Genomic DNA, 26,898 nt, shown 5'->3' with positions numbered 1-26,898 from the left:
GGGAGTCGGAGCAGATCGCGCAGGCGTTCGTTTCGCACGGCTTCCCGACGGTAGACCTGACGGGGGACGAACTGGCCAAGCAGCACGTCCGCTACATGGTGGGCGGGCGCTCGCCGCTGGCGCACGACGAGCGGCTGTTCCGCTTCGCGTTTCCGGAGCGCCCGGGGGCGCTGATGCGCTTTCTCTCGTCGATGGCGCCGGACTGGAACATCAGCCTGTTCCACTACCGCAACCAGGGGGCGGACTACAGTTCGATCCTGGTGGGCATCCAGGTGCCGGCGGCGGACGACGCGGAGTTCGCTCGCTTTCTCGCCACGCTTGGCTACCCGCACTGGGAAGAGACGCACAATCCGGCCTATCGATTGTTCCTGCAATGAAGCCATGACGGCACGGCGCCATGATCTGGCGGCGGGGAACGCCCCGCCGTCCCGTTTCACGGCAAAATAACGCCTCGTCGAACCTTTCCCGCCTCTTATGACTTCTCTCGATCCGGCTGAAATCGAAAGCTGGCACGCCCACGTCTATTTCGACGCCGCGACCCGCGATGCCGCCTGGGCATTGCGCGTCGCCATCGAATCGCACTTCGCTTACCTCGGCAGCACGCTGCAAATGGGGCGTTTCCACGAGCGCCCGGTCGGCCCGCATCCCAAGTGGTCGTACCAGCTTGCCTTTGCGCGCGAGCGTCTGACCGAAATTGCCGAATGGCTCGTGCTGAATCACGGCGAACTCGACGTCTTCGTCCACCCGAACACCGCCGATTCGCTGCGCGACCATCGCGATTGCGCGATGTGGATCGGTCATTCGCACACGCTCAATCTGGCCGCCCTGGGCGACTGATCACCCAATCGCGCAAGCCGCTCTTTCATCTGATGATTTGACGTCAGATGGCCGCACGATCGGTGGGGAATCCGCGCTTTTGTCAGATGTAAGAGTCCTGTTTTTATTCAAGTTTTAACGTTTACCGCCGTTACACAACTGGTGCGCGCAGAAGGCGCATCGCCAGCGTGCCGGCCACCCGCCGACGCGCTGCATCACACGGTAGCGAACGCGGCGGGACCTGGCTTTCCGCGTCGCCTTAGAGGCACCAGGATTGAAGGCAGTACGGCATGCGGTTTTCCTCCCGATTCAGGCTAGAAGCCATTTCCCTTTTCGCAGTTGCGTTACTCGCCGCGTGCGGCGGCGGTGGCGGCGGCTCTTCCGGCAGCACGAGCAGCGGCAGCGCGCCGGTTGGCAACGCGTCGGGTAACAACAACGCGCAGACGCCCCCGGCAACGCAGCTGGCCGGCTCGGTCACGCTGCTTCCGGCTGCCGCCACGCCCACCGCCTTGCCGTCCGCGAGCGGCAACGCCACGGCCGACGGCATCGCGTATATCAACGCCATGCGCCAGACGGTCGGGCTGCCGGCCCTTGCATCCGATGCCGGGTTGACCGCGGCGTCGCTCGACCATGCCACCTATCTCGTCGACAACCAGACCTACGGCCACGACGAGACGGCTGGCCTGCCGGGCTATACGGGCGCGACGCCGCAGGCGCGCATTGCGGCCGAAGGCAACTATTCGGCCTACGGCGAAGTGGTGGTGGCGGGCCAGCCCGCCGCCTTTCCCAACAGCGTGATGCCGGTGCAAACGCTTTTCGACGCGCCTTACCACCGCATCGTCATGCTCGACGACTTCCAGTCGATGGGCACCGCCACCTCGGCCAACGCGAGCTGGGAAGCCTTCAACATCGATTTCGGCAATGAAGTGAATGCGATGCCGACAACGGCAGTCGTCACCTATCCCTATGCGGGACAAAAAGGCGTGCCGACCAGCTGGTTTGCAAACGAATCGCCGAATCCGTTTGCCAATGCAACGCAATACGAACTCACCACGGTGGGTTATCCCGTGACGATTCAAAGCGGCTTTGCCGGCACGCTGAATGCATTGAATTTCACGATTACCGATGCGAACGGGAACAACGTGCCGTGTCTCGCGCAAACGCCGCAGACCGACCCGGGCGAGCTGACCAACGGCGCGCTCTGCGTGCCGTACCAGCCGCTCGCGAGCAACGCGACCTACCAGGTTCACGTGACGGGCGTGCTGACCAACGGCGCGCAGAACAACGTGATCGACGTGGCCTGGTCGTTCTCGACGGGCGTGGCTACGGTATCGAACGAAGCGCAGCCTGGCGCGCCAGCGAACCGCCCGCTGCCGCTCTTCTGAGCGTCGGGCGCAAGCCCGGAACACAAAGCCCGCCTCTTCACCGGGGCGGGCTTTTTTGATTGCGGGATGGGTTGCCGGTACCACGACGGGGAGGAGCAAGAAATACCGGCTTTCGCGCAGTCATTCCGTTTGAATTCCGCCTGCATTTTTTTCTGACTTTAGTCTTGCCAGACGGACGGGGTTCGCCGGTATTCCCTGAGCTATACTGCCGTCCAGTTACGGGAAAACGTTTGCTGTTGTTAAGTTAACGATTAAACCTTTGGGCGCATTATTGCGGCAGGCGGTAGAAAAAAATTTGCCGGTCGTTACACTGCGCGCGATATCGGGCCCGAGGTTGAGCGTCCGGCGTGCGGTCTCGCGAGGCGCCGTATTGCTGGAAATCAAGCCAACACCCACCCGGACTTGCCATCCATGCCGACCGTCGTCGATGTCCTGCTCGAACAACATCTCTCTCCTCAATGGCGCGGTCTGCTGCGCGCGCTGGCTGCGGAATTCGCGGCCCAGCTCGATCGCGAGGAACTGCGTCAGCTAATGTTCCGGGTCGGCGAACGTTTTGCCGCCGAGCATCCCTTGCCGGCCTGCGAATCCACCGAAGCCCTCGCCGCCGCGCTCAACGCACGCTGGGCCTCGATCCAGTGGGGCTGCGTGGAACTGGCCGACGAGGGAGACTACCTGCGCATCGTGCACTACGGCGCGCCGCTGCCCGCGTTCGGCGGCGATGCCCTCGCCTGGACGCCGGCGTTCCTGCAAGGCAGCTATCAGGCATGGCTCGATGCCATGGGCGCGTCGGACCTGACAGTCGTGCAGGCCGGCGTGCCCGAAGACGGCTATGCCGTCGAGTTCCACCTGGCGCGCGCGACGGCCTGACCGTCGGACCCTGGCTGCCGCTTGACAGGCAGTTCGCAATCGAATTTCGTCGTTCGTCGAACTATGAGTACCTCACGCGACATCAAAGCACTGTTCGACCGGTTCGGGGGTGACTCGAGCAGCTACCGGGAGATCCGCATGGAAGGCGAGGCACATGAGGCCCGCGGCCGCTGGCCGTTGCTCGGCCTGATCGACCCGCGCAAGGTCGAACTGGACGCGCTCGACGTCGCGCGCGGCCAGGCCTGTGCCGATCCGGCAGGAGTCGAGGCTGCCCAGGGCGAAGCGGGCGAGCCGGATGCCGGGGAGGCAGGCGAGGGCGCAGGAACCGGTGCGGCGTTCGCGGCGCGGCACGCCGGCGGCGGCCTCTCGCCGCGCGACCGTTCGCAGGCGGCGCTGCGCCGCTCGGCACCGCTCTTCACGCGTTCGCCGCGCCGCGATATTCCGCCCGTGCTCGAGAAGTCTTTGCCGCGGGCGCCCGAAAGCGCGGCGTTCCGTTTTTCGCCGACCCCGTCGATGGACGACCGCGCCGAGGCGCCGCCGCCGCCGTCCGATGCCGACGAAGCCGCGAGCGGAGCAGGCTTCGAGGCGACAGTGCCTGAGCCACGTATCGAACCCGGTATCGAACCAGGCGTCGAACCCGGCGTCGAGCCCGGTATCGAGCCGCGCATCGCGCCACGCGGCGCGTTGCCGCCGCTGACCGGACGGACGGCGATGGCCGCGCCCGCGATTGCAGCACGAACGGCGCCAGCCGGGTCCGCACCGCTTGCGGCGGGTCCGGCAGCGAGGGCAGCACCGAATCGTCCGCCTGCTGCGCCCACCCGTTCGTCGCCGCTCAGAAAACTGGTGGGCGCGGCGCCCGCATCGTCGCTGGAAAACGCACCACCCGCCCGTGCGTTAGAGGCCGACGGCCGCCTCGACAGCCTGTTCGACCGATTGCGCGGCACCGCTCAGGCGCCGCGTCCGCAAGCCGGGGGCACCGAACCGAAGGCCGCGCCCGCGCCGCGCCGTCCGTGGTTTCTCAAGGGAGGGGGCCGGCCATGAAAGTGGTGAGCGTGGTATCGGCCAAGGGCGGCGTGGGAAAAACGACGCTCGCCGCCAATCTCGCTTCCGTCCTCGCGGCGGCCGGGCGGCGCGTGGTGGCCGTCGATCTCGATCCGCAGAATTCGCTGCGGCTCTACTTCGGCGTTCCGCTCGACAGCGTCGATGGCCTCTCGCGCGCCGCGCTTGCGGGCGTGCCCTGGCAGCGCGCGATGATCGATGGCGCCGACGGCGTGACGGTCCTCGCGTTCGGCGCGCTCGTGGAGGCGGAGCAGCATCTCTTCGAACGCCATCTGGACGAAAACCCGCAGTGGTTCGCGCGCGGCCTCGCCGCGCTGCGGCTCGGCTCTTCGGACATCGTGATCGTCGATACGCCGCCGGGCTCGTCGGCGTACACGCGCGCCGCGCTGTCGGCCGCGCATTTCGCCGTCAACGTCGTGCTCGCGGACGCCGCCTCCTACGCCGCGATCCCGCAGATGCAGCGCATGATCGACGCCTACGCGGCCCCGCGCCCGGAATTCCTCGGCGAAGGCTACGTGGTGAACCAGGTCGATCAGGCGCGCCAGCTCAACAAGGACGTCCTGCGCGTGCTGCGCGACATGCTGGGCGGCCACATGTTTCCCGGTTCGATTCACGCCGACGAGGGCGTGAGCGAATCGCTCGCCTGCAACACCACGGTCGTGCGGTACGACCCGCTCTGCCAGGCTTCCGTCGACATGCGCGCCTGCGGGGCCTGGCTGCTCGCGGCGCTGGAGGCACCGGCCGCCACGGCGGATTCGCACAGGAGCGTGGCATGAGCACCCTGGAGACGGATTCCGCCAGCGCGGCGCCGCGGCGCGCCTCGCGCCTCGAGCGCTTCGCCGACGCGCGCATCTGGAACAGCACGCCGGTCGTGATCGTGCTCACGGCGCTCGCGCTGTGCTCGCTCTTCTTCGTGTTCACGGTGCCGCTGCCGAACACCGGGCAGCTCGTGTTCGCCACCTGCTGCTTCGTCTGCGCGCTGCTGTTCCGCCGCGTGGAGGGGCACTACGCGACGCTCGTGATGGTCATGCTTTCCGTGATCGCCTCGGGCCGCTACATGTTCTGGCGCCTGACCGAGACCACCTACTGGACGCGTCCGCTCGACATGGCCTGGGGGCTGCTGCTGGTGTCGGCCGAGGTCTACGCGACGCTCGTGCTGATGCTCGGCTACTTCCAGACGGCCTGGCCGCTGCGCCGCAAGCCCGTGCCGCTGCCGGCCTCGCGCGCGGACTGGCCCACCGTCGATGTGTTCATCCCCACCTACAACGAGCCGCTCGCGGTCGTGAAGCCCACGATCTACGCGGCGCTCGCGCTCGACTACCCGCCCGATAAGCTCTCGATCCACGTGCTCGACGACGGCCGCCGGCCCGACTTCAAGGCGTTCTGCGAAGAAGTGGGCGTGAACTGGACGATCCGCGCGCACAACCGCCACGCGAAGGCCGGCAACATCAACGAGGCGCTCAAGATCACGAACGGCGAGTACTTCGCCATCTTCGACTGCGACCACATCCCCACGCGCTCCTTCCTGCAGATCTGCCTTGGCTGGTTCCTGCGCGACAAGAAGCTTTCGATGCTGCAAACGCCGCACCACTTCTTTTCGGCGGACCCGTTCGAGCGCAATCTCGGCACCTTCCGCAAAGTGCCCAACGAAGGCGAACTTTTCTACGGCCTCGTGCAGGACGGCAACGATCTCTGGAACGCCACGTTCTTCTGCGGTTCGTGCGCGCTCCTGCGCCGCTCGATGGTAGAGGAGATCGGCGGCATTGCCGTGGAGACCGTGACCGAAGACGCCCACACGGCGCTCAAGCTGCACCGCCTCGGCTATACCACGGCCTATCTCGCGATCGCGCAGGCCGCGGGCCTTGCCACCGAAAGCCTCTCGGGCCACATCGGCCAGCGCATTCGCTGGGCGCGCGGCATGACGCAGATCTTCCGCATCGACAATCCGCTCGGCGGCAAGGGCCTCTCGATCGGCCAGCGCCTGTGCTACCTGAACGCGATGATGCACTTCTTCTACGGCGTGCCGCGTCTCGTGTTCCTCACCGCGCCGCTCTCGTTCCTGTTCTTCGGCGCGCACGTGATCCAGGCATCGGCGGCGGCCATCGCGCTCTACGCGCTGCCGCACATGTTCCATGCGAACGTCACGAACTCGCGCATGCAGAGCGCGTTCCGCCATTCGTTCTGGGCCGAGGTGTACGAATCGGTGCTGGCGTCGTACATCACGGCGCCCACGCTGCTCGCGCTCATCAACCCCAGGCTCGGCAAGTTCAACGTGACGGCCAAGGGCGGACAGATCGTCGAGAACTATTTCGACTGGTCGATCTCGCGCCCCTACCTGATCCTTTTGATCCTGAACCTGCTCGGCTTCGTGTTCGGCCTCGTGCACATCTACCGTTACGCGCACGTGCACAGCGAAGTGCAGACCACGATCCTCAATCTCGCGTGGACGGCCTACAACATGCTGATCCTCGGCGCGAGCGTGGCGGCTGCCAACGAGCAGAAGCAGGTGCGCGCCGTGCACCGCATCTCGATGAAGATGCCCGTGATGCTGCGCTTCGGCACGGGCCGCACGCTGGCGTGCGAGACCATCGACTACTCCGAGGGCGGCGTGGGCGTCGCGCTGCCGCAGAATATTCAGGTGCCGCTGCACGAGAGCGTGACGGTTTCGCTCTTTCGCGGCGACGAGGAATATGCGTTCGCGGCGACCGTGAGCTTCTCGGCGCCGGGCCGCGCGGGGCTGCATTTCGTCGAGATGACCCGCGACCAGGAATTCGACTTCGTGAAGACGACGTTCTCGCGCGCCGATGCATGGACCGGCTGGGCGGAGGGCCGGCAGGCCGACGCGCCGCTGCGCGCGCTTTCGCACGTGTTACGCGTGGGCGTGCGCGGCATCGGCGGACTTTTCGAACATCTTTACGGCGACCTGCGCGCGTGGACGAAGCGCGAAGGCAAGAAGGCCGGACAAAAAGACAGCCAAGGGACATGAAAAAAAGGACCGGGGTTTTACGTCCGCGCCACGGTTCGGACGAGGGAGGGACTGCACGCGCAGGCATGCAGCGAAGCCAGCCGGGCAACGCGCGCGTTTCGCGATATGCGCGCACGGCGCGTGCGCTCGCGTGGTGTGCCGCCGCGCAGATCGCCATGGCGCCATGGATCGTGCCGTTCTTCGGCGCGTCGAGCGCCTGGGCGCAAAAGGCACCCGCGGCTCCCGCGGCCGCATCGGCTGCGACGGGCTCGGGCCGCGCCGCCGACGGTGCGATGGCCGTGGGCGCCGTGCCGCCGCCGGGTGCCGCCCAGCCGTTCGATGCGCAGGAGATCAAGCAGCCGCCGGTCGCCCTGAGCGTGCCGCCGCTTTCTCCCGAACAGCAGAAGCTCCTCGGCATGCGTCCGCCGACCACGGCCAACCCCGGCACGCTGGTGCCCGGCGGCCGGCGCCAGACGCTGACGTTCGCCGATCTCGGCGCACTCGATCCGCTCCAGTTGCGCGGCACCGACGGCCAGAACGGCGTGCCCTTCTCGGTGCGCAACGACGAAGTGGTCACGGGTGCGGTGCTGCATCTCATCTATAGCTACTCGCCCGCGCTCCTGCCGGAGCTCTCGCAGCTGAAGGTGCTCGTGAACGGCGAAGTGGCGGCCACGCTGCCGGTGCCGCACGATCAGGCGGGCACGACGGTGGCGCGCGACATCTCGCTCGATCCGCGCTTCATCACCGAGTTCAACCACCTCAACGTCCAGTTGATCGGCCACTACACGCGCCGTTGCGAGGATCCCTCGAACTCCGCGCTATGGGCAACGGTGAGCAACGCGAGCTCGCTCGACCTGACCTACGCGTCGCTGCCGACCAAACCCGATCTGGCCGCGTTGCCCCAGCCGTTCTTCGACCGCCGCGACGTGCGCCGGCTCGAACTGCCGTTCGTCTTTGCCGGCAAGCCCGACGCCGGCACGCTGGCCGCCGCGGGCACGGTGGCATCGTGGTTCGGCGCGCTGGCAGGCTATCGCGGAGCGCTCTTTCCGGCGCAGGTGGGCAGCGTGCCGCTTTCGGGCAACGCCGTGGTGTTCGCGCTTGCCGATTCGCATCTCGACGGCGTGCCGCTGCCGGGCGTCTCCGGCCCGACCATCGCCGTGGTGGAGCGCAGCGAACCGGCCCGCGGCGAACTGCTGCTGGTGCTCGGCCGCAACGCGGAAGAACTGCGCACCGCGGCCAGCGCGCTCGCGCTCGGCGAAAACACGCTCTCCGGCACGAGCGTCACGGTGAGCCAGCTCACCACGCTCAAGCCGCGCGTGCCCTACGACGCGCCGAACTGGCTGCCGACGAGCCGCCCGGTGCGCTTCGGCGAACTGGTGGACGAGCGCGCGCTTTCGGTGACGGGCTACGACGCGGGCGCGATCTCGCTGAACCTGCACGTGCCGCCCGACCTCTTCATGTGGAACACCAAGGGCGCGCCGCTCGACCTGCGCTATCGCTACTCGGTGCGTCCGCGGCCGGATCGTTCGTCGCTGAACGTCAGCGTGAACACCAGTTTCGTTTCGGCGCTGCAGATTCCCGCGGTGACGCCTTCGCGCTTCAGCCTGAGCAGCCTGCTCGCGCGCTTCGGCGCGGACTTTTCCACGACGGGCGTCGCGCGCCGCATCGTTCACGTGCCGCCGCTGCTGCTCACGCCGCGCTCGCAGCTGCGCCTGCACTTCTACTACGACATCCCCGATACGGGAGAGTGCACGGGCCGGCTCCAGCAGAACGTGGCGGGCTCGATCGATCCCGATTCGACGATCGATCTTTCCGGCTTCCCGCACTACATGGCGCTGCCGGACCTCGCCGCGTTCGCGAACAGCGGCTTCCCGTTCACGCGCATGGCCGATCTTTCGGAAACGGCCGTGATCTTCCCGAGCGAGCCCACGTCGAGCGATTACAGCCTTTACCTCCTCGCGATGGGGCGCATGGGCGAATCGACGGGCTATCCGGTCACGGGCGTGACGATCGGCGGACCAGGCGACGTCGCCCGTCTCGAAGACAAGGATCTGCTGATGCTCGGCGGACCGGGCCGGCAGCCCTTGCTGCAGACCTGGGCGAAGTCGATGCCGTTCTCGACCGACGGCGACACGAGCACCTTCACGCTATCGGACCTCGCGTTCGAACTCGAAGACTGGTGGCACGGCCCGCGCGGCGTGGAGCGCGCCCCGGCGCGCGCCGATCTCTCGCTCGTGAGCAACGGCGGCAGTGCGCTGATCACGGGCTTCGAATCGCCGTTGCGGCGGGGGCGCAGCGTGGTCGCGCTGATCAGCGCGCCGGGCGAATCGGAGGCCGAGATCACCTCGGCGCTGCTCGATGCCGACGTGCTGCCGTCGATCCAGGGCGCCATGGACGTGATCCATGGCCGCACGGTCACGGTCACGTCCAATGGCGAGGCCTACTACGTGGGCTCGCTCTCGCCCATCGAGTATCTGCGCTGGGTGTTGTCGTCGCATCCGCTGCTGCTCGTGCTGAGCGGGGTGTTCGCGGCCATCGTGATCGCAGCGCTCTTCTTCCGTATTCTTCGCGCCGTGGCTGCGCGTCGCCTGAAGGACTGATATGAAACAGCCCTCGCGCTCGCGCCGGGTTCTTGCCGCCAGCCGGTTCGCCTGCGGCGTCGCGCTCGCTGTCGCGGCCCTGGGAGCCCAGGCGGCCCAGACGACACCAGGGGCCACCTGCGGCGACTGGCCCTCGTACCGCTCGTTCGTCGCGCGCTTCGTGCAGCCGGACGGCCGCGTGATCGACTATGCGACGGCCGTGCAGCAAACGACTTCGGAAGGCCAGTCGTACGGCATGTTCTTCGCGCTCGTGGCGAACGACCGCGCCACCTTCGACCGCCTGCTGGCCTGGACGCGCCTGAATCTCGCGGGCGGTCAGTTCGACGCCGGCAACATGCATCTGCCAGCGTGGCAATGGGGCAGAAAGCCCGATGGCTCATGGGGCGTGCTCGACCCGAACCCGGCATCGGACGCCGACCTCTGGATCGCCTACGACCTCCTGCAAGCCGGCCGGCTCTGGAATGCGCCCGACTATACGGCGCTCGGCACGGCGCTCGCCGCGCAGATCGAAAAGCGCGAGATGACCGACCTGGCCGGGCTGGGCCCCATGCTGCTGCCCGGGCCGCAGGGCTTCGTCAACGGCGGCGTGACGCGCGTGAATCCGAGCTATCTGCCGCTGCCGCTCCTGCGCGGCCTCGCGCACGACCTGCATACCGGGCCGTGGACGGCGCTCGCGCAGAACACGCTCAAGATGGTGATGGCCACTTCGCCGCGCGGCTTCGCGCCGGACTGGGCCGCCTGGCACCAGGGGCAATTCGTCGTCGATCCGAAGACGGGCGACCTGGGCAGCTACGACGCGATCCGCGTGTATCTCTGGGCGGGCCTCACGGCGAGCGCCGATCCGCTCGCGAAGCCCTGGCTCGACGCGGTGCGCGGCATGAGCGAGCGCGTGGCGCAAACGGGCGTGCCGCCGGAGAAGGTTGCGGTGACAACGGGAGTCGGCACCGGAGAGGGGCCGCTCAGCTACTGGGGGGCGCTCGCGCCGTACTTCGCCGCGCTCGGCGACACGAAGAGCCTCGCGCTCGCGCGCACCCACCTGGCCGCGCTCGACGACGGCCTGCCGGGCCGCGAGCCGGTGTACTACGACCGCGTGCTGGGCCTCTTCGGCACCGGCGCGATCGATGGCCGTTACCGCTTCGACGTGGATGGGCAACTGATCCCGTCGTGGAAGGGGGCATGCGAATGAAGATGCGACCCGGCCGCGCCCGCACGCTTGCCGCTTGCCTCGCGCTCGCGGGCGGCGTTGCGCTCACGCTCGCGCCGGCGGTGCATGCCGCCGCGCCGGACCCCTTGCAGGCGCTCGTCGATCAGGGCAAGTACTGGCAGGCGCATGGCCGCGGCGACCTCGCCGAGCAGGCGTGGCAGAAGGTGCTGCGCATCGATCCGAAGCAGCCCGATGCGCTCTTCGGCATGGGCATGGTCATGGCCGACCGCAAGGACGGCGGCGGCGCGGAACAGTACCTGGAGAAGCTGCGCGCGGCGGCGCCCGACTATCCCGGCATCGACGAACTGGGCCGGCGGCTGGGGCAGAGCAGTCCGCGCGACCAGACCGTGAACGATGCGCGGCGCCTCGCGCAGATGGGCAAGAGCGCCTCGGCGGTCGAGCAGTACCAGAAGGCGATCGGCGGCAAGCCCGCTACGCCCGAACTGCGGCTCGAATACTACCAGGCGCTCTCGGCCACGCCGAACGGCTGGGACGAGGCGCGCAAGGGGCTCGAAGATCTCGCGCGCGAGAATCCCGACGACCCGCGCTACGCGCTGGCTTACGCGCAGCACCTCACCTACCGCGACGCCACGCGCCGCGACGGCATTGCCCGGCTCGAACAACTCGCGGGCGACGGCAAGGTCGGGCCGCAGGCGCGCGCGAGCTGGCGCCAGGCGCTGCTGTGGCTCGCGGCGCGGCCTTCCGACCAGCCGCTCTACGACGCCTACCTGAAGCTCGTGCCCGACGATCCCGCCGTGAAGGCGCGCTACGAGAGCATGGTCAAGCAGGACCAGGAAGGCCGCATGCGTTCCGAGGAAGGCGCGGCGAACGACGTGCGCGGACGCACGATCGGCGAGGGCTTCGCCGCGCTGGACCGCGACGACCTCGTGACGGCGCGCGCCCGCTTTGCCTCGGTGCTCGCCTCCTCGCCGAACGACGGCGATGCGCTGGGCGGCATGGGTATCGTCGAGTTGAAGCAGGAGCACTTCGAAGCGGCCCGCAACGATCTCGAACGCGCGTCGCGCGCGGGCAACCCGGCGCGCTGGCGCCAGGCGCTCACGAGCGCGACCTACTGGACCTATACGAGCCAGGCAATCGGCGCGCAGAGCAACGGCGATTTCGAAAAAGCCAGGTCGCTCTACGAGCGCGCGATTGCGCTCAACCCGTCCGACGTCACCGCCCAGGTCATGCTGGGCGAAGCGCTGCTCGCCAATCACGATCCGCAGGGCGCCGAACAGGCTTACCGCATGGCGCTGCGCCGCCAGGCCGACAACCCCGACGCGATTCGCGGCCTCGTGGGCGCGCTCGCCGCGCAGGGCCGCGGCGACGAGGCGCTGCAGTTCGCCACCCAGCTCACCGCCGAGCAGCAGGCGAAGGCGGGCGGCCTCGACCGCCTGCGCGGCACGGCGGAAGCGGCGCAGGCACGCGAAGCCGAAGCCCGGGGCGATCTCGGGCAGGCGCGCAGCCTGTTCGAAGACGCACTCGTGAGCAATCCTGACGATCCGTGGCTGCGGCTCGATCTCGCGCGCATCTATGTGCGCCAGGGCGCGGTGGGCACGGCGCGCAGCATGATGGACGGCCTGCTCGCCACGCACCCCGACATGGTCGATGCGCTTTATGCGAGCGCGCTGCTCGCCGAGCAGACGAGAGACTGGTCGAACGGCCTGCAGGTGCTGGACCGCATTCCCGTCGCGCAGCGCACCGCGGCGATGACCGAATTGCAGCATCGCCTGTGGCTGGGCCAGCAGGTCGATCTCGCCGCGCAGATGGCGAAGCGCGGTCAGAACGCGCAGGCGCTCGCGGTCCTGCGCAACGCCGAACCCATTGCGCTTGCCACGCCGTCGCTCATCGGCGAACTGGCGGGCGGCTACGTGGCCGCGGGCGATCCGAACCGCGCGCTGTGGCTCGTGCAGGGCGCGATGTCGGCGGCGCCGGGCGACCCCGGCCTGCAACTCCAGTACGCGGGCATCCTGCTCGCGAGCCACCAGGACGCGCTGCTGGGGGACGTGATGCGTCGCCTCGGGACGATGCAGTTGACGCCCGGGCAGCGCACCGACTTCGACAACCTGAATCTCGCGATTGTCGTGCGCCAGGCCGACAAGGTGCGCACGAGCGGCGACCTGGCAAGCGCCTACGCCGTGATCGCGCCGTGGCTCGCGGCCATGCCCGACAACCCGGACCTGCAGGCGGCGCTCGCGCGGATGTACTCGTCGGCGGGCGATCCGGCGAATGCGCTCAAGTGCTATCGCGTGGCTCTCGGACGCCGCCCCGACGACCTCGGCCTGCTAACCGCGGCGATCTACGCGGCCACGGCGACGAAAGACTGGCGCTTTGCCGAAGACACCGCGACGACGGCGCTCAACAGCGCGCCCGACGATCCCGCTCTGCTCGCGGCCGTGGGCCGCATGTACCGCGCCGAGGGCAAGCTGTCGCTCGCCGCGCAGTACCTGAAGCGCTCGCTTGTGGCGAGCACGACGCCGCCCGGCGCGCGGGTTGCGACGGCGGCTTCGAACGTGCCGCGCGGCTGGGAGGCGCTCAGCCGGCCGATCGGCGCGAACCCGCTGCCGGGCACCAATCCGTTCGAGGGCAAGACCGCCATCGACACCGCCGGCGCCGCGGCGGCCGATGCCGCGGGCCTGGCGCCGCCGCCCGCTTCGCCCTCCTGGTCCAAACTTTCGTCACCCGCCACGACCGTGCCTACTTCCCTCCCGCCGGCGCCGCCCGCGCCGTACGTCACGCCCTACGCGGCGCCTGCCGGGGCTGTCTCGGGATATCAGCCGCTACCCGCGACGAACCCGCTGGCGAGCGCGCCTCCGGCCCCGGCCGACGAGAGCTACGGGCCCGATACCTACGGCTCGAGCGCCTCGGGCGCCCCTGCCGCGGCGCAACCGTTGCAGCCCTATGCGCAGTACGCGCCGCAGCCTTATCCGCAACCCGCGCCTGCCGCGCCGTATCCGCAGCAGGCCTATCCGTATCCCCCGCAGCAGCCCGGGCCCTATGCCGCTACGCCCTGGCCGATGTCGCCCGCGGCGCAAGAGGCACAAGAGGCGCAGGGTGGCTACGGCGCCAATCGTGCCAATGATGCGGGCGGGTATGGCACGCCGCCGCTGCCTGCGCGCGCGCCTGCGAGCAAGCGCACGAGCGCGCAGTCGCGCAAGCAGGCGAACGCCAGCCGCCAGGCTTCCGTGCCGCAGGGGTATGGCCAGCCGCAGCGTTACCCGTACGCGCAGGGCTATGGCCAGCCGTATCCGCAGCAGCCTTACCCCCGGCAGCCTTACCCCCAGCAGCCGTATCCGCAACAGGGGTACGCACCGCAACCGTATCCGCAGCAGGGCTATGTGCAACAAGGCTACGCGCCGCAGCCCTACCAGCCGCAGCCTTACGCGCAGCAGGGTTATGGTCAGCCTTACGTGCCCCAGCCGCCTTATCCGAGCCAGGCTAACCAGGGCTATGCGGCGCAGCCGTACATCCCGCAGCCGCCGGCCGGCTACGTCCAGCCGTACGCACCGGCCGCGGCCGGTGCCACGCCCTCGCCGCAGCAGGTCGCGAGCACGCAGACACTGGGGGTGGCGGCCGAGCTTGCCGAAGTGAACCGCGACCAGGCCAGCACGATCACGGCCGGTCCGGTATTCCGCAACCGCGCGGGCGAGGATGGCCTCACCGACCTCACCGATATCGAAGCGCCCATTCAAGGGCGCATTCAGGCGGGTAACGGCCATGTCGTCGTGACGGCTACGCCGGTCACGCTCGATGCCGGCACGGCGGCGACTGATCTGCCGACGGTGGCGCGCTTCGGTTCGGGCCTTTCGGCGGGCCACCCGCCCTACGGCAACTTCGGCTCGCAGACGGCAACCGGCGTCGGGCTTTCGATCGGCTACGAGACCCATTCGCTGACGGCGGACATCGGCGCGACGCCGGTGGGTTTCCGCTATCAGGACGTGGTGGGCGGTGTGCAGTACGACGGCGGCATTACCGACAAGGTCACGTACTCGCTGGCCGTCACGCGGCGCGCCGTGACCGACAGCCTGCTTTCCTACGCAGGCGCGCGCGATGCCCAGGCGAACCTCGAGTGGGGCGGTGTCACGAAATCGGGCGGCCGCGCCGCGCTGAGTTGGGACGACGGCACGAGCGGTCTCTACGTGAACGGCCAGTTCCAGTACTACGACGGCCACCACGTTCTGAGCAACTACGAAGGCAAGGCGGGCGGTGGCGCATACACGCGTCTCTATCAGGACGCCGACCAGAGCCTGATGCTGGGCCTGAACACCACGTGGATGACGTTCGACAAGAACCAGTCGTACGTGACCTATGGGCAGGGCGGCTATTTCAGCCCGCAGCAATACGTGATTCTCAATTTGCCGGTGGAGTATGCCGGCCGCAACGGCGCATTTACGTATGACGTGAAGGGCTCGATCGGCGTGCAGCACTATCGCCTCGACGCGGTGCCGTACTTCCCGCTCGACCCGGGCTTGCAGAATCAGGCCGCCCAGACCATGAACGCACAGACGACGGTCTCGCTCGACCCCAGCGCGGTCTACCCGGGGCAGAGCAAGACGGGCCTCGCGTATTCGCTCTATGCGAGCGGCGAGTATCAGCTGGCGCCGCAGCTCGCCGTGGGCGCGATGGCCTCGCTCGGCAACGCGTATCAGTACCGCGAGTGGATTGCCGCCGTGTATGTGCGCTACAGCTTCACGCCGCAGTCGGGCTTGCAGCCGTTCCCGCCGAAGACGCTCACGTCGCCTTATCTGGCCAATTCCGACTGAGGCGCCGCGTAAAAAACCCCATACGGCAGCGTGGCGCGTCGTATGGGGTTGCGTGAATCGACCGGAATGGAGCGGAACCGGTCCGAACCGGTTTGAACCGGTTTGAACCATCACAGCCTTACTCAAAGACCTCCAGCGCCTCGGCGCGGATCATCTGCGCAAGATTCGACGGCCGCCCGCGCGTGCTGCTCACGGGGTGATAGATGAAGTCGCCGCGCGAGATGCTCTTGCCCGTGAGCGCGCACACCCCGCGCGAACGCGCGGCGCGCAGCACCCAGCGCTGCTCGCGGTAGTTGCCGCCGGTCGAATCGCGCCATGAAATCGATACGGCTTTCTCGCCGATGCGCTCCACGAAGGTCACGACCGCATTGCGTCCATACTCCGTTACTGCCTCGCGGCTCTTCGGCGCGGGCGCTTCGGTGAGCGCTTCCTCGTCGAGGCCGGTTTCATCCGGGTCGATGCTCTCGGCGAACTGGCCGAGCTGCAGAATGGTTGCCGCCCACGGGTCGCCCGCCTGCTCCCGTGCGGACCCGACACCCTGCGCCGGTCCGCACAGGGGAAAGCCGGACGCCGTGTGCCTGGAAAATGTCGTTCGTAGCTGGCTCACGTCGAATCCCTCCGGTCCTGTGCGATCTCGCCGGTATCGTATCTGCCACGTCAGACAGGATAAATCCCGATTCTCCAAATACTCAGTTTGGGCTCGCCAAACAATGGCCATTTTGTCAGGTTCGTAATGCGGCGGCCGCGCGTGCCACGCCTTTCGGCCGGCCCCGGCGGCGCGAGGTTCCGATGAGCCGGATTCCGGCGATAGATTCGCATTCCTGAGTAAATCCGGGCGGCCTGCGTTCCCCGCGAAACGGGCGTGATTACAGGCCGCGCCTCAGTGACCGAACGATCCCGAAGCCGTCGGCGCCGCGCCGGCCGTGTGCGGCTGTGCGATCTGCTTGAGCAGCAGCGCCACGCCCGCGATCAGCCCGGCCACGGCGACCGTCGCGAAGATGCCGCCGAACGTGAAATGCCGGCGCGTGAGTTCGGCCACGAGAAACGAGCCGGCGATTCCGCCAAAGCGGCCAATGCCGAGCATCCACGCCACGCCCGTGCCGCGCCCCTCCGTGGGGTAGAACGCGGCCGCGAGGGCCGGCATCGACGATTGCGCCGTATTCATGAGCACTCCCGCGACGAATACCACCACCACGAGCGCGCCGACATCGCCGGCCGCCTGTCCGATCAGCCCCACGCTCAAGGCAGTCAGCACGTAGCAGGCGGCGATGATGCGGTTGGCATTGAAGCGGTCCATCAAGGCGCCGCACAGCACGGCGCCCACGCCGCCGAGCGGGAAGAGCGCCGCGATCAGCGTGGCGTGCGCGGGCGGGAGGCCGGCGTCCTTGAGCAGAATGGGCATCCAGTTGATCGACGCGTAGAAGATCACGAGGCCCATGAAATAGGCGACCCACAGCATCAGCGAGCCGACGAGGTAGACGGGCGAGAGCACGACGCCGAGTCCCTTGCGGCCGGTTTGCGGCGCGGTTTCGGTCATCGAGAAGGCGCTCGCTTCGGCGGCATCGGCGGAAATACGCACGAGCGCCGCGCGGATGCGTTCGACCGGCTGGCCGTTCGCCACCATGTAGCGCACCGACTCCGGCAGCCGCAGCAGCGGCGGCACGCAGAGGACGAGCGGCGTCACGCCGCCCAGCACCAGCACGCTGCGCCAGCCGAGATGCGGGATCATCCAGGCGGCGAGAAAGCCGCCGAGCGCCGCACCCAGCGGGAAGCCGCAGAACATGAGGTTGATGATGGTGGCGCGGCGGCGGTCGGGGCAGTACTCGCCCATCATCGTGACGGCGTTGGGCATGGCCGCGCCGAGGCCGATGCCGGTCACGAAGCGCAGCACCGTGAGCTGGCCGATGCTGCCGGCGAAGGCCGAGGCGATACACGCGAGGCCGAACAGCAGCACCGCGCCGATCAGCATGGCGCGGCGGCCGAGCCGGTCGGACAGCGGGCCGCAGACAAGCGCGCCGCATGCGAGTCCGAACAGGGCCGCGCTGAGCACGGGGGCGAGCGCGGGCTTGGCCAGTCCCCATTCGCCGAGCAGCGAGGGGGCGATGAAGCCGATGGCGGCCGTGTCGAAGCCGTCCAGCAGCACGATGACGAAACAGGTGGCGAACACGAGCCACTGGAACGGCGAAAACGGATGCTCGTTGATGAAGGTCTGCACATCGACCGTGGGGCTGCGGCTCATGCGTGTCTCCGTCCTGGGTCTTGCCGGTTGCGTCATGGGAGCGCCCGGTGTGCCTCTCGGGGTGCGATCAGGAATGGTACTCGCTGTGCCGGATTCGCGGGCGGGGCGGCCGCATAGGGCACCAGGGGGCACCTACGCTGGCGGGGTGCCTCTGCTACGCTTCAGGGATGCAAACCAGCGGTGATGGGCGATGGGTTCCCGATCGGCTCCCGATGGGTTCCCACCCGCTAGCCGACAGCGCCGCGCTTGCTGAAAGGAGTTCGACATGAAGGCTCACGTCACCCGGGCGGCGCGGCTGCCCGTCCTTGCCATCGTACTGGCTGCAGGGGTTGCGGCCAGCCTCGCGGCCGGTTCCGCCTATGCGCAGCTTGCTCCCAATGACGATCTCAACGCGCCGCAGAACAGCCTCGCGCTGATGCCCAACGCGGCACCCGGCAGCGAATATCCTACCCACGGCAACCGGCAGGCCGGCGAGATGCCCGTCGGCCCCACGGATCCGCGCGGCCAGTTGGCCAACGGCCAGCCGAACAACGCCGAGTCCGGCGGCTATGGCGCGCCGCTCGCGGGCGTGCGCAATGCGGTTGCGCCGGTGAAGGGCATGTGAAGCGGGGAGGTCAGGCCGGTCTGTGAGGCCGGCTTGCGAAGCGGCGCGAACCGCCCGGCTGCGTGCCTGGGGGCGTCGAACCTAGAGGCGCTCCGGCAGCCAGGCGAGTTGCGCTTCGATCGCCTCGCCGGGCGCGAGCACGGTCCCGCCCACGTCCAGCCGCGTCGCGCGTAGATTGAGCCAGTCGGTCGTGTTGCTGACCGGCTCGGCGCAAAAGTACGGCAGGCCCGCCGGGCTGAAGAGCACGAAATAATCGAGCGGTGCACTTGCGCGCAGCGTGAGGCGCCGGCCGGCGTGCGGCCATTCGATCAGCGCTTCGCGGCGCCAGCCGGAGAAGTTGTTGTCGAGATCGAAGTCGTCGAGCACGAGGCCCGCCTGCAGCGCATCGACGGCAGGATGCGTGCTCAGCGAAACCGGCAGCACTTCGGAATCGATTTCCCACATGGCGCGCACGCGCGCGGCGATGCGCGTGCCGGCCTGCCGCGGATAGTACGGATGGTGGCCGAAGCCGAATGGCATCGGCCGCGCGGCGAGGTTGCGCGCCCAAAGCCGCACGCTCAGGCCCGTGGCGTCGAGCACGATGTGCTGCCGCGCCTCGTAGCGGAACGGCCAGCCCGCGTGCGCGTCCCCGGCCTCCCGGCCGCCGCGGCGTCCCTCCCGGCGCCCGCGCGGCTCGTGCACGAAATGGAGCGTGACGCTGTCCGCGGTGCGCGCCTCCACGGTCCACGGCCGGCGCCACGCGTGGCCGTGCAGCGCGTGGCGCAGCGCGCCGGCGCCGCTCGGCAGGTCGATCATCTCGCCTTCGAAGCGAAAGCGTCCGTCACGGATGCGGTTGCAATAGGGCATGAGCGGGAAGCTGGCCATGCCGAGCGGGTCGCGGGCGTCGAGCGCCGCCCGGCTCGCCGGGCGCAGCCAGTGGAACGGTTCGGCAGCTTCGGCGCCGGCGTCGTAGAACGCGGCGATCGAGCCGCCCACGTGCGGCGCGACGAGTGCATGCAATCCGCCGCACGTCAGCGCGACGAGCTGGCCGTCGTCGAGCGCTCGGGCGTCGAATGGCGGCTCCTGCCGGGAGGGAGGCCCGATCGGGGCACCGCTGTCGCGGGCGGTGCGGCGCGAGCCGGACGGTTGGGCTGTCAAATGATCGCTCTCCGGGTAGGTCACGGGTTCGCCTGGGTTTCGCTAAATTTATTACTAATAATCGTTAATATAGGCGCGAAACGCAATGGGTAGCGAGCGTAGAAAATGGCGACATACTCCAATTGATGGGTCAAATTATTAATGCTACGCTTCGCCCACCAGCGCACGCCCGATACGGCCGCACCGCTCGCCGCGAGGCCGCGCAGCCCTTCCTGCCTCCGATGAAAAAATCGACCCAGCGCCGTCCGACCATGACCGACATCGCGAAAGCGGCCGGTGTGTCGCAATCGACGGTTTCGCTCGTTCTCAACGGCGCCGTGGGCGCCAAGCTCTCCGAAGCCACGCGCCGCAAGGTGAACGACGTCGCGCAGTCGCTCGGCTACCAGTTGCCGATCCGCGCCGCGCAGCCCGCGCCCGCGGGCGACCGCAACCTCATCATCTACATCGCCGACGAAGTCTCCACGAGCCCGCACCCTGTCGTGAGCATCGACGGCGCGCGCGACGCCGCCTGGAACAACGGCTGCGTGCTGGCGGTGTTTTCGACCCACGGCAACGCGCAGATGGAGCAGCGCGTGCTGCAGACGCTGGCCCTGCCCAACGTGCTGGGCGTGATCTACGCCACCGTCTACACGCGCAAGGTGAGCGTGCCGCCCGCGCTCCTGAAGGTGCCGGCCGTGCTGCTCAACTGCTACGCGTCCGATCACGCGCTGTCATCGGTCGTGCCGGCCGAGGTCACGGGCGGCCATACGGCCACCGAATACCTGATCCAGGCGGGCCACCGGCGCATCGGCTTCATCAACGGCGAGACCTGGCAGGACGCGGCGAAGGACCGCCTGAAGGGCTATCGCCAGGCGCTCGCGACAGCCGACCTGCTGTACGACGAACGCCTCGTGCGCGACGGCGACTGGAGCCCCGGCAAGGGTTTCGAACTCACGCTCTCGCTCATGCGCGAAGCGAATCCGCCCACGGCGATCTTTTGCGCGAACGACCTCATGGCGACCGGCGCGATCGAGGCGCTCAAGCAACTGGGCCTGCGCGTGCCCGAGGACGTCTCGGTGATGGGCTACGACGACCAGGAAATCGCGCGCCACACGCACCCGGCGCTCACCACGGTCGTGCTGCCGAACTACGAACTGGGGCGCTGGGCCGTGGAAGCGCTGCTGCAGGAGGAGCAGAACCGCAGCGCCGGCGCGCCGGTGCGGCGGCGCACCGTGAAGCTCGATGGTCCGCTTGTCGAGCGGGCTTCGGTGTGCGCGCCCAACGCCGCCGCCCCCGTGAATACCCTCATTAATATCGTCGATAATTGACTGGTAATATTAGTTGAAGCAGTGGCCGTAATAATCCGGCGCAGTGCGTCGGATCCAGCGAGAACGAGAACAAGCGACTGGCCGGAGCGAGGTGAGAACCCGCGCCGCCGACGACTATCACGGAGACAGCCATGCGTCATCAACGTATTCAGTCCATCCTCATCGCCGCCGGGATTTGCTTCGCGGCGGCCGGCACCGGCAGCGCCTGGGCGCAGTCGGATTCCGGCGCACAGAAAGTGCAGTCGAATTCCAGCGAGACCTGCACGAACCCCAAGCCCGGCGGCAAGAGGCTGAGCGACATGGTGGTGGGCTTCTCGCAGTCGGAGAATGAGCAGAACCCGTTCCGCGCGACGGAAACGGCTTCGGTGCGCGCGGCGGCCAAGGCGGCCGGCGTGAAGCGCCTGCTCTATACGAACGCCAATGCGAACCAGGCCAAGCAGGTGGCCGACATCGAAAGCATGATCAACCAGGGCGCCGAAGCGCTGATCGTGGCGCCGAACGACTCCACCGGCCTGCAGCCGGCGTTCGCGCAGGCGCGCGCCAAGGGCATCCCGGTCGTGACGATCGACCGCCTCACGGCCGGCAACTTCTGCGACGACTTCATCACTTTCCTCGGCTCCGACTTCTACAAGCAGGGCGAGCGCGCGGCTAAGGCGCTGGCCAATGCGACGGGCGGCAAGGCCGTTATCGCCGAAATCCAGGGCGGCTACGGCAACACGGTGGAAAGCCAGCGCACCGACGGCTTTGCCGCGGGCCTCAAGGCGTATCCGGACATGAAGATCGTCGCCGCGCAAACCGGCAACTGGTCCACGACCGAAGCGCAGAAGGTGATGGAGCAGATGCTGCTCGCGCACCCGGACATCAACGCGCTCTACACGCATGCCGACACCATGACGCTCGGCGCGATCACGGCGTTGCGCCAGGCCGGCAAGCTCAAGGGCGTGACGATCGTTTCGATCGACGGCACCAAGGAGATCGTGACCGACATCTCGCAAGGCATCGTGGCCGCGGATGTGGAGACGAATCCGCGCTTCGGGCCGCTCGCGTTCAAGTCGCTTGAAGACTGGCTGGCCGGCAAGCCGGTGCCGCAGAAGCAGATCATGGACGACGCGCTCTTCGACAAGACCAACGCGAAGCAGTCGCTCGACGCCGGCAAGGTCTATTGAGCGCGACGCAGGGCACCATGACGACACACGCAGCCGCCGCCACCCCAACTGCCTCCGCTTCGCCGCGCGCCGTCGTGCTCGAGACGCGCGGCGTGTCGAAGACCTTCGGCGTGGTGCGCGCGCTGCGCGACGTTTCGCTCACGCTGCGCGCGGGCGAGGTGCATGGCCTCGTCGGCGAGAACGGTGCGGGCAAATCGACGCTCATCAAGATTCTCACGGGCTTCTATCAACCGGATGCGGGCGGGCTCTTGCTGGACGGCGCCGCGGCGGCATTCGACAGTCCGCGCCGCGCGCAGCAGTCGGGCGTGTGCGCGGTCTATCAGGAAATCAACCTGATTCCCGAACGCAGCGTTGCCGACAATATCTTTCTGTGTCACGAACCGAAAAAATTCGGTCTCCTGATCGACAGGAAACAGATGCTCGAACGCGCGGCGGAAATCGTGCAGCGCTACCGGCTGGCGGTCGATCCGGCGGCGCGGCTGGGTTCGCTCGGCCTCGGCGCCCAGCAGATGGTGGCGATCGCGCGCGGCGTGTCGCTGGGCGCGCGCGTGCTGATTCTCGATGAACCCACCTCGGCGTTGAGCGGCGCCGAAGTGGACGTGCTGTTCGACGTGGTGGACCGCCTGAAGGCCGAGGGCATTGCCCTGCTGTTCGTGAGCCACCGGCTTTCCGAGTGCTACCGGCTGTGCGACCGCTTTACGGTGATGCGTGACGGCGCCGTGGTGCGCACCGGCACGCCCGGCGAGTTGCCGCGTGCTGCGCTGATCGCCGCGATGCTGGGGCGCGAAAGCGCGGGCGAGCATGCGTGGTCGGATCGGTCGGGCCGCGCCGAAGCCGGGGCGGACGTGACACCGGCACTCGAAGTGGAGCACCTGCAATGGGGCAACCGCGTGCGCGACGTGTCGCTTCGCGTGGCGCCGAAGGAAATTGTCGGCCTGGCGGGCCTGCTCGGCTCCGGCCGCACCGAAACGTTCAAGGCGATCTTCGGTGCGCAGAAGCCGGATGGCGGCGAGGTCGATATCGATGGCCAGCCGCTCGGTCACGCCACGCCGGCGCGCTCGATTGCGCGCGGCCTCGCGTTTCTTTCCGAAGACCGTCGCGCTGAAGGCATTTTCCCGCGCCTCTCCGTGCGCGAGAACATCGTCGCGAGCCTGTTGCCGCGCATTTCGCGGTTCGGCTTCATTTCGCGCGCGAAAGAAGCGCAGCTCGTGCGCGAGTCGATCGCGCGTCTTGGCATCAAGACGGCGGGGCCCGGCGCGCCCATCTCCACGCTGTCGGGCGGCAACCAGCAGAAGGCGCTGATCGCGCGCTGCCTCTCCACGCAGCCCACCGTGCTGCTGCTCGACGACCCCACGCGCGGCATCGACGTGGGGGCGAAGGAGGAGGTGCATCGCGTCGTGCAGCAGCTTGCCGGGGAAGGGCTGGCGGTGGTCGTCACGTCCTCGGAAATGGAAGAACTGCTGGCGCTCACCGACCGGCTCGTCGTGCTCAACGAAGGGGCGACCCAGGGCGGCATGCCCACGCAGGGCGCGCATCCCGACGACGTGCTCGCCGTGCTGGCCGGCCCGGGCCCTGGCGAGGCCGCAAGCACGGACACGAGCAGCGACGCGGGCGGCACGCCATGAACGCGGGCCGTCCGGACCAGGCACAATCGACGACGACGGCAACGATGGCGACCCACCTTGAATCGAACGAGGAACGCTTGAGCCCCTCGAATTCCCCCGCGCCGCGCGCGCCTTCGGGCGCGTCCCGCTCGCTGGCCTGGCGCACGGCGCTGCGCGAGCACAGCGTGTATATCGCGCTGGCGGTGCTCGTTGCATTCAACCTCGCGGTCACGCCGGGGTTCTCGAATCCGTTCGCCGCACGCAGCCTGCTTTTCGAAGCGGCGCCGATCGTGCTCATCGCGCTGGGCCAGAACCTCGCGATCGCGACGCGCGGCATCGATCTCTCGGTCGGTTCGGTGATGGCGCTTTCCAGTGCGGCAATTGCGGTGTTCCTGCCGTACGGCGTGGGCACGGCCATGATCGCGGCGGTAGGCATCGGGGCTGTGGCCGGGCTCTGCAACGGCATGCTGGTCGCGCTGCTCGCCATCGATCCGCTGATTTCCGGTCTTGCGCTGCTCGTGGCCGCGCGCGGGCTTGCGCAGGCGCTGCTGGGCGGTTCGCGCGTGAATCTGCCCGATACCGACGCGTTCGACCTGCTCGGTGCCGGTACGCTCGGCCCGATTCCGCTCGTCATGCTCATCGCGCTGGCGTTTGCCGCGATCGTGGCGTTCGTGGTGCGCCGCACGACCTTCGGGCGCTACACCATTCTTGTCGGCGCGAGCCGCAGCGCCGCGTTTCTCGCGGGCATCCCGGTGCGCCGCACGCTCTTTCTCGTCTATGCGGCGAGCGGTACGCTCGCGGGGCTGGCGGGGCTGTTTGCGTCCGCGCGGCTCGGCGCGGCCGATCCCAACTATGTCGGCGTGAACTTCGAGCTCGATGCGATCGCCGCCTCGGTGATCGGCGGCACGCCGCTTTCGGGCGGACGCATTTCGATCGTGGGCGCGGTGTTCGGCGTGCTGCTGCTGCAGGTGCTCGACGCGAGCTTCATCATGAACAATGTCAGCTATACGTACGCGCAGATCCTCAAGGCTGTGTTCATCGTCGTGGCGCTGTATCTGCAACGCTCGGGAGCCTGACGCCATGCCCACCGCCCAAGCCGCTACCCCGGCCGGGCAAGCCGGCGGCAGCCGGCGCGCCCAGCTTATCGCGCTCGTGCAGTCGCGCGGCGCCATCGGCATGCTCGTTGTCGTCGCGCTGATTGCGGGGATGGTGTTTCCGGATTTTCTGCGCCCCGCCAATCTCGCCGATATCGTCTCGAACAGCGCCTTCCTCGGGCTCGTTGCCGTGGGGCAAAGCCTCGTCATCATTCTGGGCGGCTTCGATCTTTCGGTCGGCTCGATGGTCGGGCTCGGCACGGTGCTGGCCGCGTATGCCGCGCCGTATGGCTGGGGCGCGGCGATGCTCGCGCCCGTGGCGGCCGGCTTTGTCGTCGGGCTCGTGAACGGCGTGCTGATCGTGCGGGCGCGCATGGCGCCGTTCATCGTTACGCTGGCGGCGCTGCTCGGCCTCAAGGGCTTCGCGCTCGTGCTTGCGAGCCAGGATCTGCTGATCGCGAATCCGGGGTTCTTCGCGCGCATCGCCAACGGGTCGATCTTCGGCGTGAACAATCTGATCTGGGTGATTGTGGTGGTCTACAGTCTCGGCGCCTTGCTCCTCAATCACACGCGCTTTGGCGCGGCGATCTTCGCCATTGGCGGCAACGAAGAGGCGGCACGCATGCTGGGCGTGCGAGTCGAGCGCGTGAAGATTCTCGCGTATGGCTTAAGCGGCGCGCTGGCCGGGCTGTCGGGGGCGCTGCTCGCGTCGCACCTCGATTCGGGGCTCTCGGGCGCCGGCACCGGCTACGAATTGCAGTCGATTGCCGCAGCGGTGATCGGCGGCGTGCTGCTGACCGGCGGGGTGGGCACCATGGCCGGTCCGCTGGCGGGCGTGCTGCTGCTCGGGGTGATCGATAACGTCATCAATCAGGTCGGCACGCTGAGCCCTTACTATCAGAACCTCGCAAGCGGCGCGTTCCTGCTCGCGGCCGTGATCGTCCAGACGGTGCTCACAGGGCGCCGGCACGGCGCAGCCCGTACGGCGGGGACCAGCGGGCGTGCTGTACGACGCGCCGCGGGTTCGTGACCGGCGGCGATCCTCTTTCCCTCCGCACGTCCTCCCGCTCACTCTCGAGAGACGGATAGCCTGACGCGCGACGAGCCTTCCGTCTGCGCCGTGATTTCGGTGCGGCTTCCGCGCGCGCCGAGATAGAAGTGCTGGCGGCCCGGCGAGTTCAGGTCGTGCGTGGCATCGGGCAGGCACGCGGCGATGTCGGCGCCCACCCCTTCGAGCGGATTGCCGCCGCTATCCGCATCGGCATTGCGGGTGCTCCATTCGCATTGATAGGTGTCGCGCGTCGTCGTGCAGTGGGCATCGTCGCCATAGGGTTGTGCGACGGCGCGGCCGTCGTTCGGGGCGAGGGCGGCGAAGTGTTGCGGCGCCGCGGCGACGATGCGCTTGAGCGCGGCGCAGGGGCTGGCGGTGTCGTCGGCGTGGGCAGCGGACTCTGCGCACAATACGGCAGCGAGGCAAAGCGACGCGCCGACGGAAATCTTCAGGATCATCGGATGCATGGTGTGCCGCTGCGTAGAGCAGCGCCTCCCGGCAAATGCGATTCCGATGAAGGCGCAAGCGTCGTGCCGGGAACGCGGGTTGCGTGTGACTTCCTATATGTAGCTAACGAGAGAGGGCACGACATGGAAAGCCGATCGATCCGGATCAGGGCCTGCATGGCCGCACTGCTTATGGGACTGTCCTGGGCACTCGCCGGCCATGCCGCGACGGAAGAAGAAGAGGATCACGCGTGCCGCGGCGATGCCTTTCACTTCTGCGCGAGCGATATCCCCAACAAAGAGAAGATCGCTGCATGCTTGAAGCAGCATTACAGCGAGTTGTCGCCGCCGTGCAAGTCGATGTTCGGGAAGAAGCCCAAGGGGCAGTGACCTCAGGCGATACGCCGATGGTCTGAGCGCGGTGGTCCGGCTTCGCTGACGTGTGTGAATGAGGCCGCTTGTGAGGTGGGTTCGCCTCTTTAAAAAATATTCGCAAAAGAGGCTTGACGGACCTGCGCCCGGTCTCCATAATCTCGTTTCTCTGCTGCAGACGCAGCGGCGCAGAAAGAAGCCGGTAGTTGATGTGGTTGA

General features: G+C 68.1%; 20 protein-coding genes and 1 pseudogene. 17 read left to right on the top strand and 4 right to left on the bottom strand.

All coding sequences use genetic code 11. From position 1 onward, the window contains the following. From BFE01S_RS35840 to BFE01S_RS35795, 10 genes and pseudogenes are all read left to right on the top strand, one after another. Nucleotides 1–377: pseudogene (locus BFE01S_RS35840) on the top strand (threonine ammonia-lyase, biosynthetic); the annotation flags it as partial. Between the two features lie 97 nt (nt 378–474). Next, a complete protein-coding gene (locus BFE01S_RS35835; RefSeq protein WP_028229613.1) occupies nt 475–837 on the top strand; it encodes a DOPA 4,5-dioxygenase family protein in 363 nt (120 codons plus the stop codon). Between the two features lie 269 nt (nt 838–1,106). Then, a complete protein-coding gene (locus BFE01S_RS41555; protein WP_042339913.1) occupies nt 1,107–2,201 on the top strand; it encodes a CAP domain-containing protein in 1,095 nt (364 codons plus the stop codon). 411 nt (nt 2,202–2,612) lie between these two features. Next, nucleotides 2,613–3,068, top strand: a complete 456-nt coding sequence (gene bcsD, locus BFE01S_RS35825; RefSeq protein WP_028229612.1) for a cellulose biosynthesis protein BcsD — start codon at nt 2,613–2,615, stop codon at nt 3,066–3,068. A gap of 63 nt (nt 3,069–3,131) precedes the next feature. Next, nucleotides 3,132–4,109 (top strand): cellulose biosynthesis protein BcsP, encoded by a 978-nt coding sequence (bcsP, locus tag BFE01S_RS35820; RefSeq protein WP_028229611.1) that lies wholly within the window; start codon nt 3,132–3,134, stop codon nt 4,107–4,109. Beyond that, nucleotides 4,106–4,903, top strand: a complete 798-nt coding sequence (bcsQ, locus tag BFE01S_RS35815) for a cellulose biosynthesis protein BcsQ (RefSeq protein ID WP_028229610.1) — start codon at nt 4,106–4,108, stop codon at nt 4,901–4,903. Before bcsP ends, bcsQ begins: the two co-directional genes overlap by 4 nt. Next, complete coding sequence (gene bcsA, locus BFE01S_RS35810) at nt 4,900–7,113, top strand: UDP-forming cellulose synthase catalytic subunit (protein WP_028229609.1); 2,214 nt, start codon at nt 4,900–4,902, stop codon at nt 7,111–7,113. Before bcsQ ends, bcsA begins: the two co-directional genes overlap by 4 nt. Beyond that, the gene (gene bcsB, locus BFE01S_RS41550) at nt 7,110–9,692 is read left to right on the top strand and encodes a cellulose biosynthesis cyclic di-GMP-binding regulatory protein BcsB (RefSeq protein ID WP_084170432.1); all 2,583 of its coding nucleotides are present in this window, start codon (nt 7,110–7,112) and stop codon (nt 9,690–9,692) included. Before bcsA ends, bcsB begins: the two co-directional genes overlap by 4 nt. Before the next feature lies 1 nt (nt 9,693). Next, nucleotides 9,694–10,878 (top strand): cellulose synthase complex periplasmic endoglucanase BcsZ, encoded by a 1,185-nt coding sequence (bcsZ, locus tag BFE01S_RS35800; protein WP_028229608.1) that lies wholly within the window; start codon nt 9,694–9,696, stop codon nt 10,876–10,878. Then, on the top strand, nt 10,869–15,659 hold the full coding sequence (locus tag BFE01S_RS35795; protein WP_028229607.1) for a cellulose biosynthesis protein BcsC: 4,791 nt from the start codon (nt 10,869–10,871) through the stop codon (nt 15,657–15,659). The genes bcsZ and BFE01S_RS35795 overlap by 10 nt, the downstream gene beginning before the upstream one ends. 118 nt (nt 15,660–15,777) lie before the next feature. Here the strand turns inward: BFE01S_RS35795 and BFE01S_RS42200 are convergent, their stop codons facing one another. Together BFE01S_RS42200 and BFE01S_RS35785 are read right to left on the bottom strand one after the other, a co-directional pair. Then, nucleotides 15,778–16,266 (bottom strand): DUF3331 domain-containing protein, encoded by a 489-nt coding sequence (locus BFE01S_RS42200; protein WP_052421083.1) that lies wholly within the window; start codon nt 16,264–16,266, stop codon nt 15,778–15,780. Between the two features lie 273 nt (nt 16,267–16,539). Then, nucleotides 16,540–17,898: an MFS transporter gene (locus tag BFE01S_RS35785; RefSeq protein WP_028229606.1), complete on the bottom strand. Its 1,359-nt coding sequence runs from the start codon at nt 17,896–17,898 to the stop codon at nt 16,540–16,542. A gap of 265 nt (nt 17,899–18,163) precedes the next feature. On the opposite strand from BFE01S_RS35785, the gene BFE01S_RS35780 reads away from it, so the two are divergent. After that, nucleotides 18,164–18,502, top strand: a complete 339-nt coding sequence (locus tag BFE01S_RS35780; RefSeq protein ID WP_042339905.1) for a hypothetical protein — start codon at nt 18,164–18,166, stop codon at nt 18,500–18,502. Between the two features lie 81 nt (nt 18,503–18,583). Here the strand turns inward: BFE01S_RS35780 and BFE01S_RS35775 are convergent, their stop codons facing one another. Further along, complete coding sequence (locus BFE01S_RS35775; RefSeq protein WP_245621283.1) at nt 18,584–19,639, bottom strand: aldose 1-epimerase; 1,056 nt, start codon at nt 19,637–19,639, stop codon at nt 18,584–18,586. A gap of 221 nt (nt 19,640–19,860) precedes the next feature. Here BFE01S_RS35775 and BFE01S_RS35770 point away from each other — a divergent pair, with 221 nt between their 5' ends. The 5 genes from BFE01S_RS35770 (at nt 19,861) to BFE01S_RS41535 (ending at nt 25,840) form a co-directional block, all read left to right on the top strand. After that, nucleotides 19,861–20,946 carry a LacI family DNA-binding transcriptional regulator gene (locus BFE01S_RS35770; protein WP_084170430.1) on the top strand — a complete coding sequence of 362 codons (1,086 nt, stop codon included), beginning with the start codon at nt 19,861–19,863 and terminating at the stop codon, nt 20,944–20,946. Nucleotides 20,947–21,077: 131 nt separating this feature from the next. Beyond that, complete coding sequence (locus tag BFE01S_RS35765) at nt 21,078–22,112, top strand: ABC transporter substrate-binding protein (RefSeq protein WP_028229602.1); 1,035 nt, start codon at nt 21,078–21,080, stop codon at nt 22,110–22,112. Between the two features lie 17 nt (nt 22,113–22,129). Then, complete coding sequence (locus BFE01S_RS41540) at nt 22,130–23,737, top strand: sugar ABC transporter ATP-binding protein (protein WP_042339924.1); 1,608 nt, start codon at nt 22,130–22,132, stop codon at nt 23,735–23,737. After that, on the top strand, nt 23,734–24,792 hold the full coding sequence (locus BFE01S_RS35755; RefSeq protein WP_245621282.1) for an ABC transporter permease: 1,059 nt from the start codon (nt 23,734–23,736) through the stop codon (nt 24,790–24,792). The genes BFE01S_RS41540 and BFE01S_RS35755 overlap by 4 nt, the downstream gene beginning before the upstream one ends. Nucleotides 24,793–24,796: 4 nt before the next feature. Beyond that, the gene (locus BFE01S_RS41535; RefSeq protein ID WP_084170429.1) at nt 24,797–25,840 is read left to right on the top strand and encodes an ABC transporter permease; all 1,044 of its coding nucleotides are present in this window, start codon (nt 24,797–24,799) and stop codon (nt 25,838–25,840) included. Nucleotides 25,841–25,878: 38 nt separating this feature from the next. On the opposite strand, the gene BFE01S_RS35745 is transcribed toward BFE01S_RS41535, so the two are convergent. Continuing rightward, entirely contained in the window at nt 25,879–26,319 is a 441-nt protein-coding gene (locus BFE01S_RS35745; RefSeq protein WP_028229600.1) for a hypothetical protein, read from the bottom strand. A 165-nt stretch (nt 26,320–26,484) separates the two neighbouring features. On the opposite strand from BFE01S_RS35745, the gene BFE01S_RS35740 reads away from it, so the two are divergent. Continuing rightward, entirely contained in the window at nt 26,485–26,697 is a 213-nt protein-coding gene (locus tag BFE01S_RS35740; RefSeq protein WP_245621281.1) for a hypothetical protein, read from the top strand. The last annotated feature ends 201 nt before the right edge of the window (nt 26,698–26,898 follow it).

Origin of the sequence: Paraburkholderia ferrariae NBRC 106233, assembly GCF_000685035.1 — a bacterium.
Classification (GTDB): Bacteria; Pseudomonadota; Gammaproteobacteria; order Burkholderiales; family Burkholderiaceae; genus Paraburkholderia; species Paraburkholderia ferrariae.
This window is presented reverse-complemented; position numbering and strand designations above follow the sequence as displayed.

Coding starts and splice junctions, on each gene's coding strand:
- BFE01S_RS35835 (WP_028229613.1), top strand. CDS start 475: ATGACTTCTCTCGATCCGGCTGAAATCGAAAGCTGGCACGCCCACGTC.
- bcsZ (WP_028229608.1), top strand. CDS start 9,694: ATGAAACAGCCCTCGCGCTCGCGCCGGGTTCTTGCCGCCAGCCGGTTC.
- BFE01S_RS41555 (WP_042339913.1), top strand. CDS start 1,107: ATGCGGTTTTCCTCCCGATTCAGGCTAGAAGCCATTTCCCTTTTCGCA.
- BFE01S_RS41535 (WP_084170429.1), top strand. CDS start 24,797: ATGCCCACCGCCCAAGCCGCTACCCCGGCCGGGCAAGCCGGCGGCAGC.
- bcsQ (WP_028229610.1), top strand. CDS start 4,106: ATGAAAGTGGTGAGCGTGGTATCGGCCAAGGGCGGCGTGGGAAAAACG.
- BFE01S_RS35780 (WP_042339905.1), top strand. CDS start 18,164: ATGAAGGCTCACGTCACCCGGGCGGCGCGGCTGCCCGTCCTTGCCATC.
- BFE01S_RS35795 (WP_028229607.1), top strand. CDS start 10,869: ATGCGAATGAAGATGCGACCCGGCCGCGCCCGCACGCTTGCCGCTTGC.
- bcsA (WP_028229609.1), top strand. CDS start 4,900: ATGAGCACCCTGGAGACGGATTCCGCCAGCGCGGCGCCGCGGCGCGCC.
- BFE01S_RS35745 (WP_028229600.1), bottom strand. CDS start 26,319: ATGATCCTGAAGATTTCCGTCGGCGCGTCGCTTTGCCTCGCTGCCGTA.
- BFE01S_RS35785 (WP_028229606.1), bottom strand. CDS start 17,898: ATGAGCCGCAGCCCCACGGTCGATGTGCAGACCTTCATCAACGAGCAT.
- bcsP (WP_028229611.1), top strand. CDS start 3,132: ATGAGTACCTCACGCGACATCAAAGCACTGTTCGACCGGTTCGGGGGT.
- bcsD (WP_028229612.1), top strand. CDS start 2,613: ATGCCGACCGTCGTCGATGTCCTGCTCGAACAACATCTCTCTCCTCAA.
- BFE01S_RS35770 (WP_084170430.1), top strand. CDS start 19,861: ATGAAAAAATCGACCCAGCGCCGTCCGACCATGACCGACATCGCGAAA.
- bcsB (WP_084170432.1), top strand. CDS start 7,110: ATGAAAAAAAGGACCGGGGTTTTACGTCCGCGCCACGGTTCGGACGAG.
- BFE01S_RS35765 (WP_028229602.1), top strand. CDS start 21,078: ATGCGTCATCAACGTATTCAGTCCATCCTCATCGCCGCCGGGATTTGC.
- BFE01S_RS41540 (WP_042339924.1), top strand. CDS start 22,130: ATGACGACACACGCAGCCGCCGCCACCCCAACTGCCTCCGCTTCGCCG.
- BFE01S_RS35755 (WP_245621282.1), top strand. CDS start 23,734: ATGAACGCGGGCCGTCCGGACCAGGCACAATCGACGACGACGGCAACG.
- BFE01S_RS35740 (WP_245621281.1), top strand. CDS start 26,485: ATGGCCGCACTGCTTATGGGACTGTCCTGGGCACTCGCCGGCCATGCC.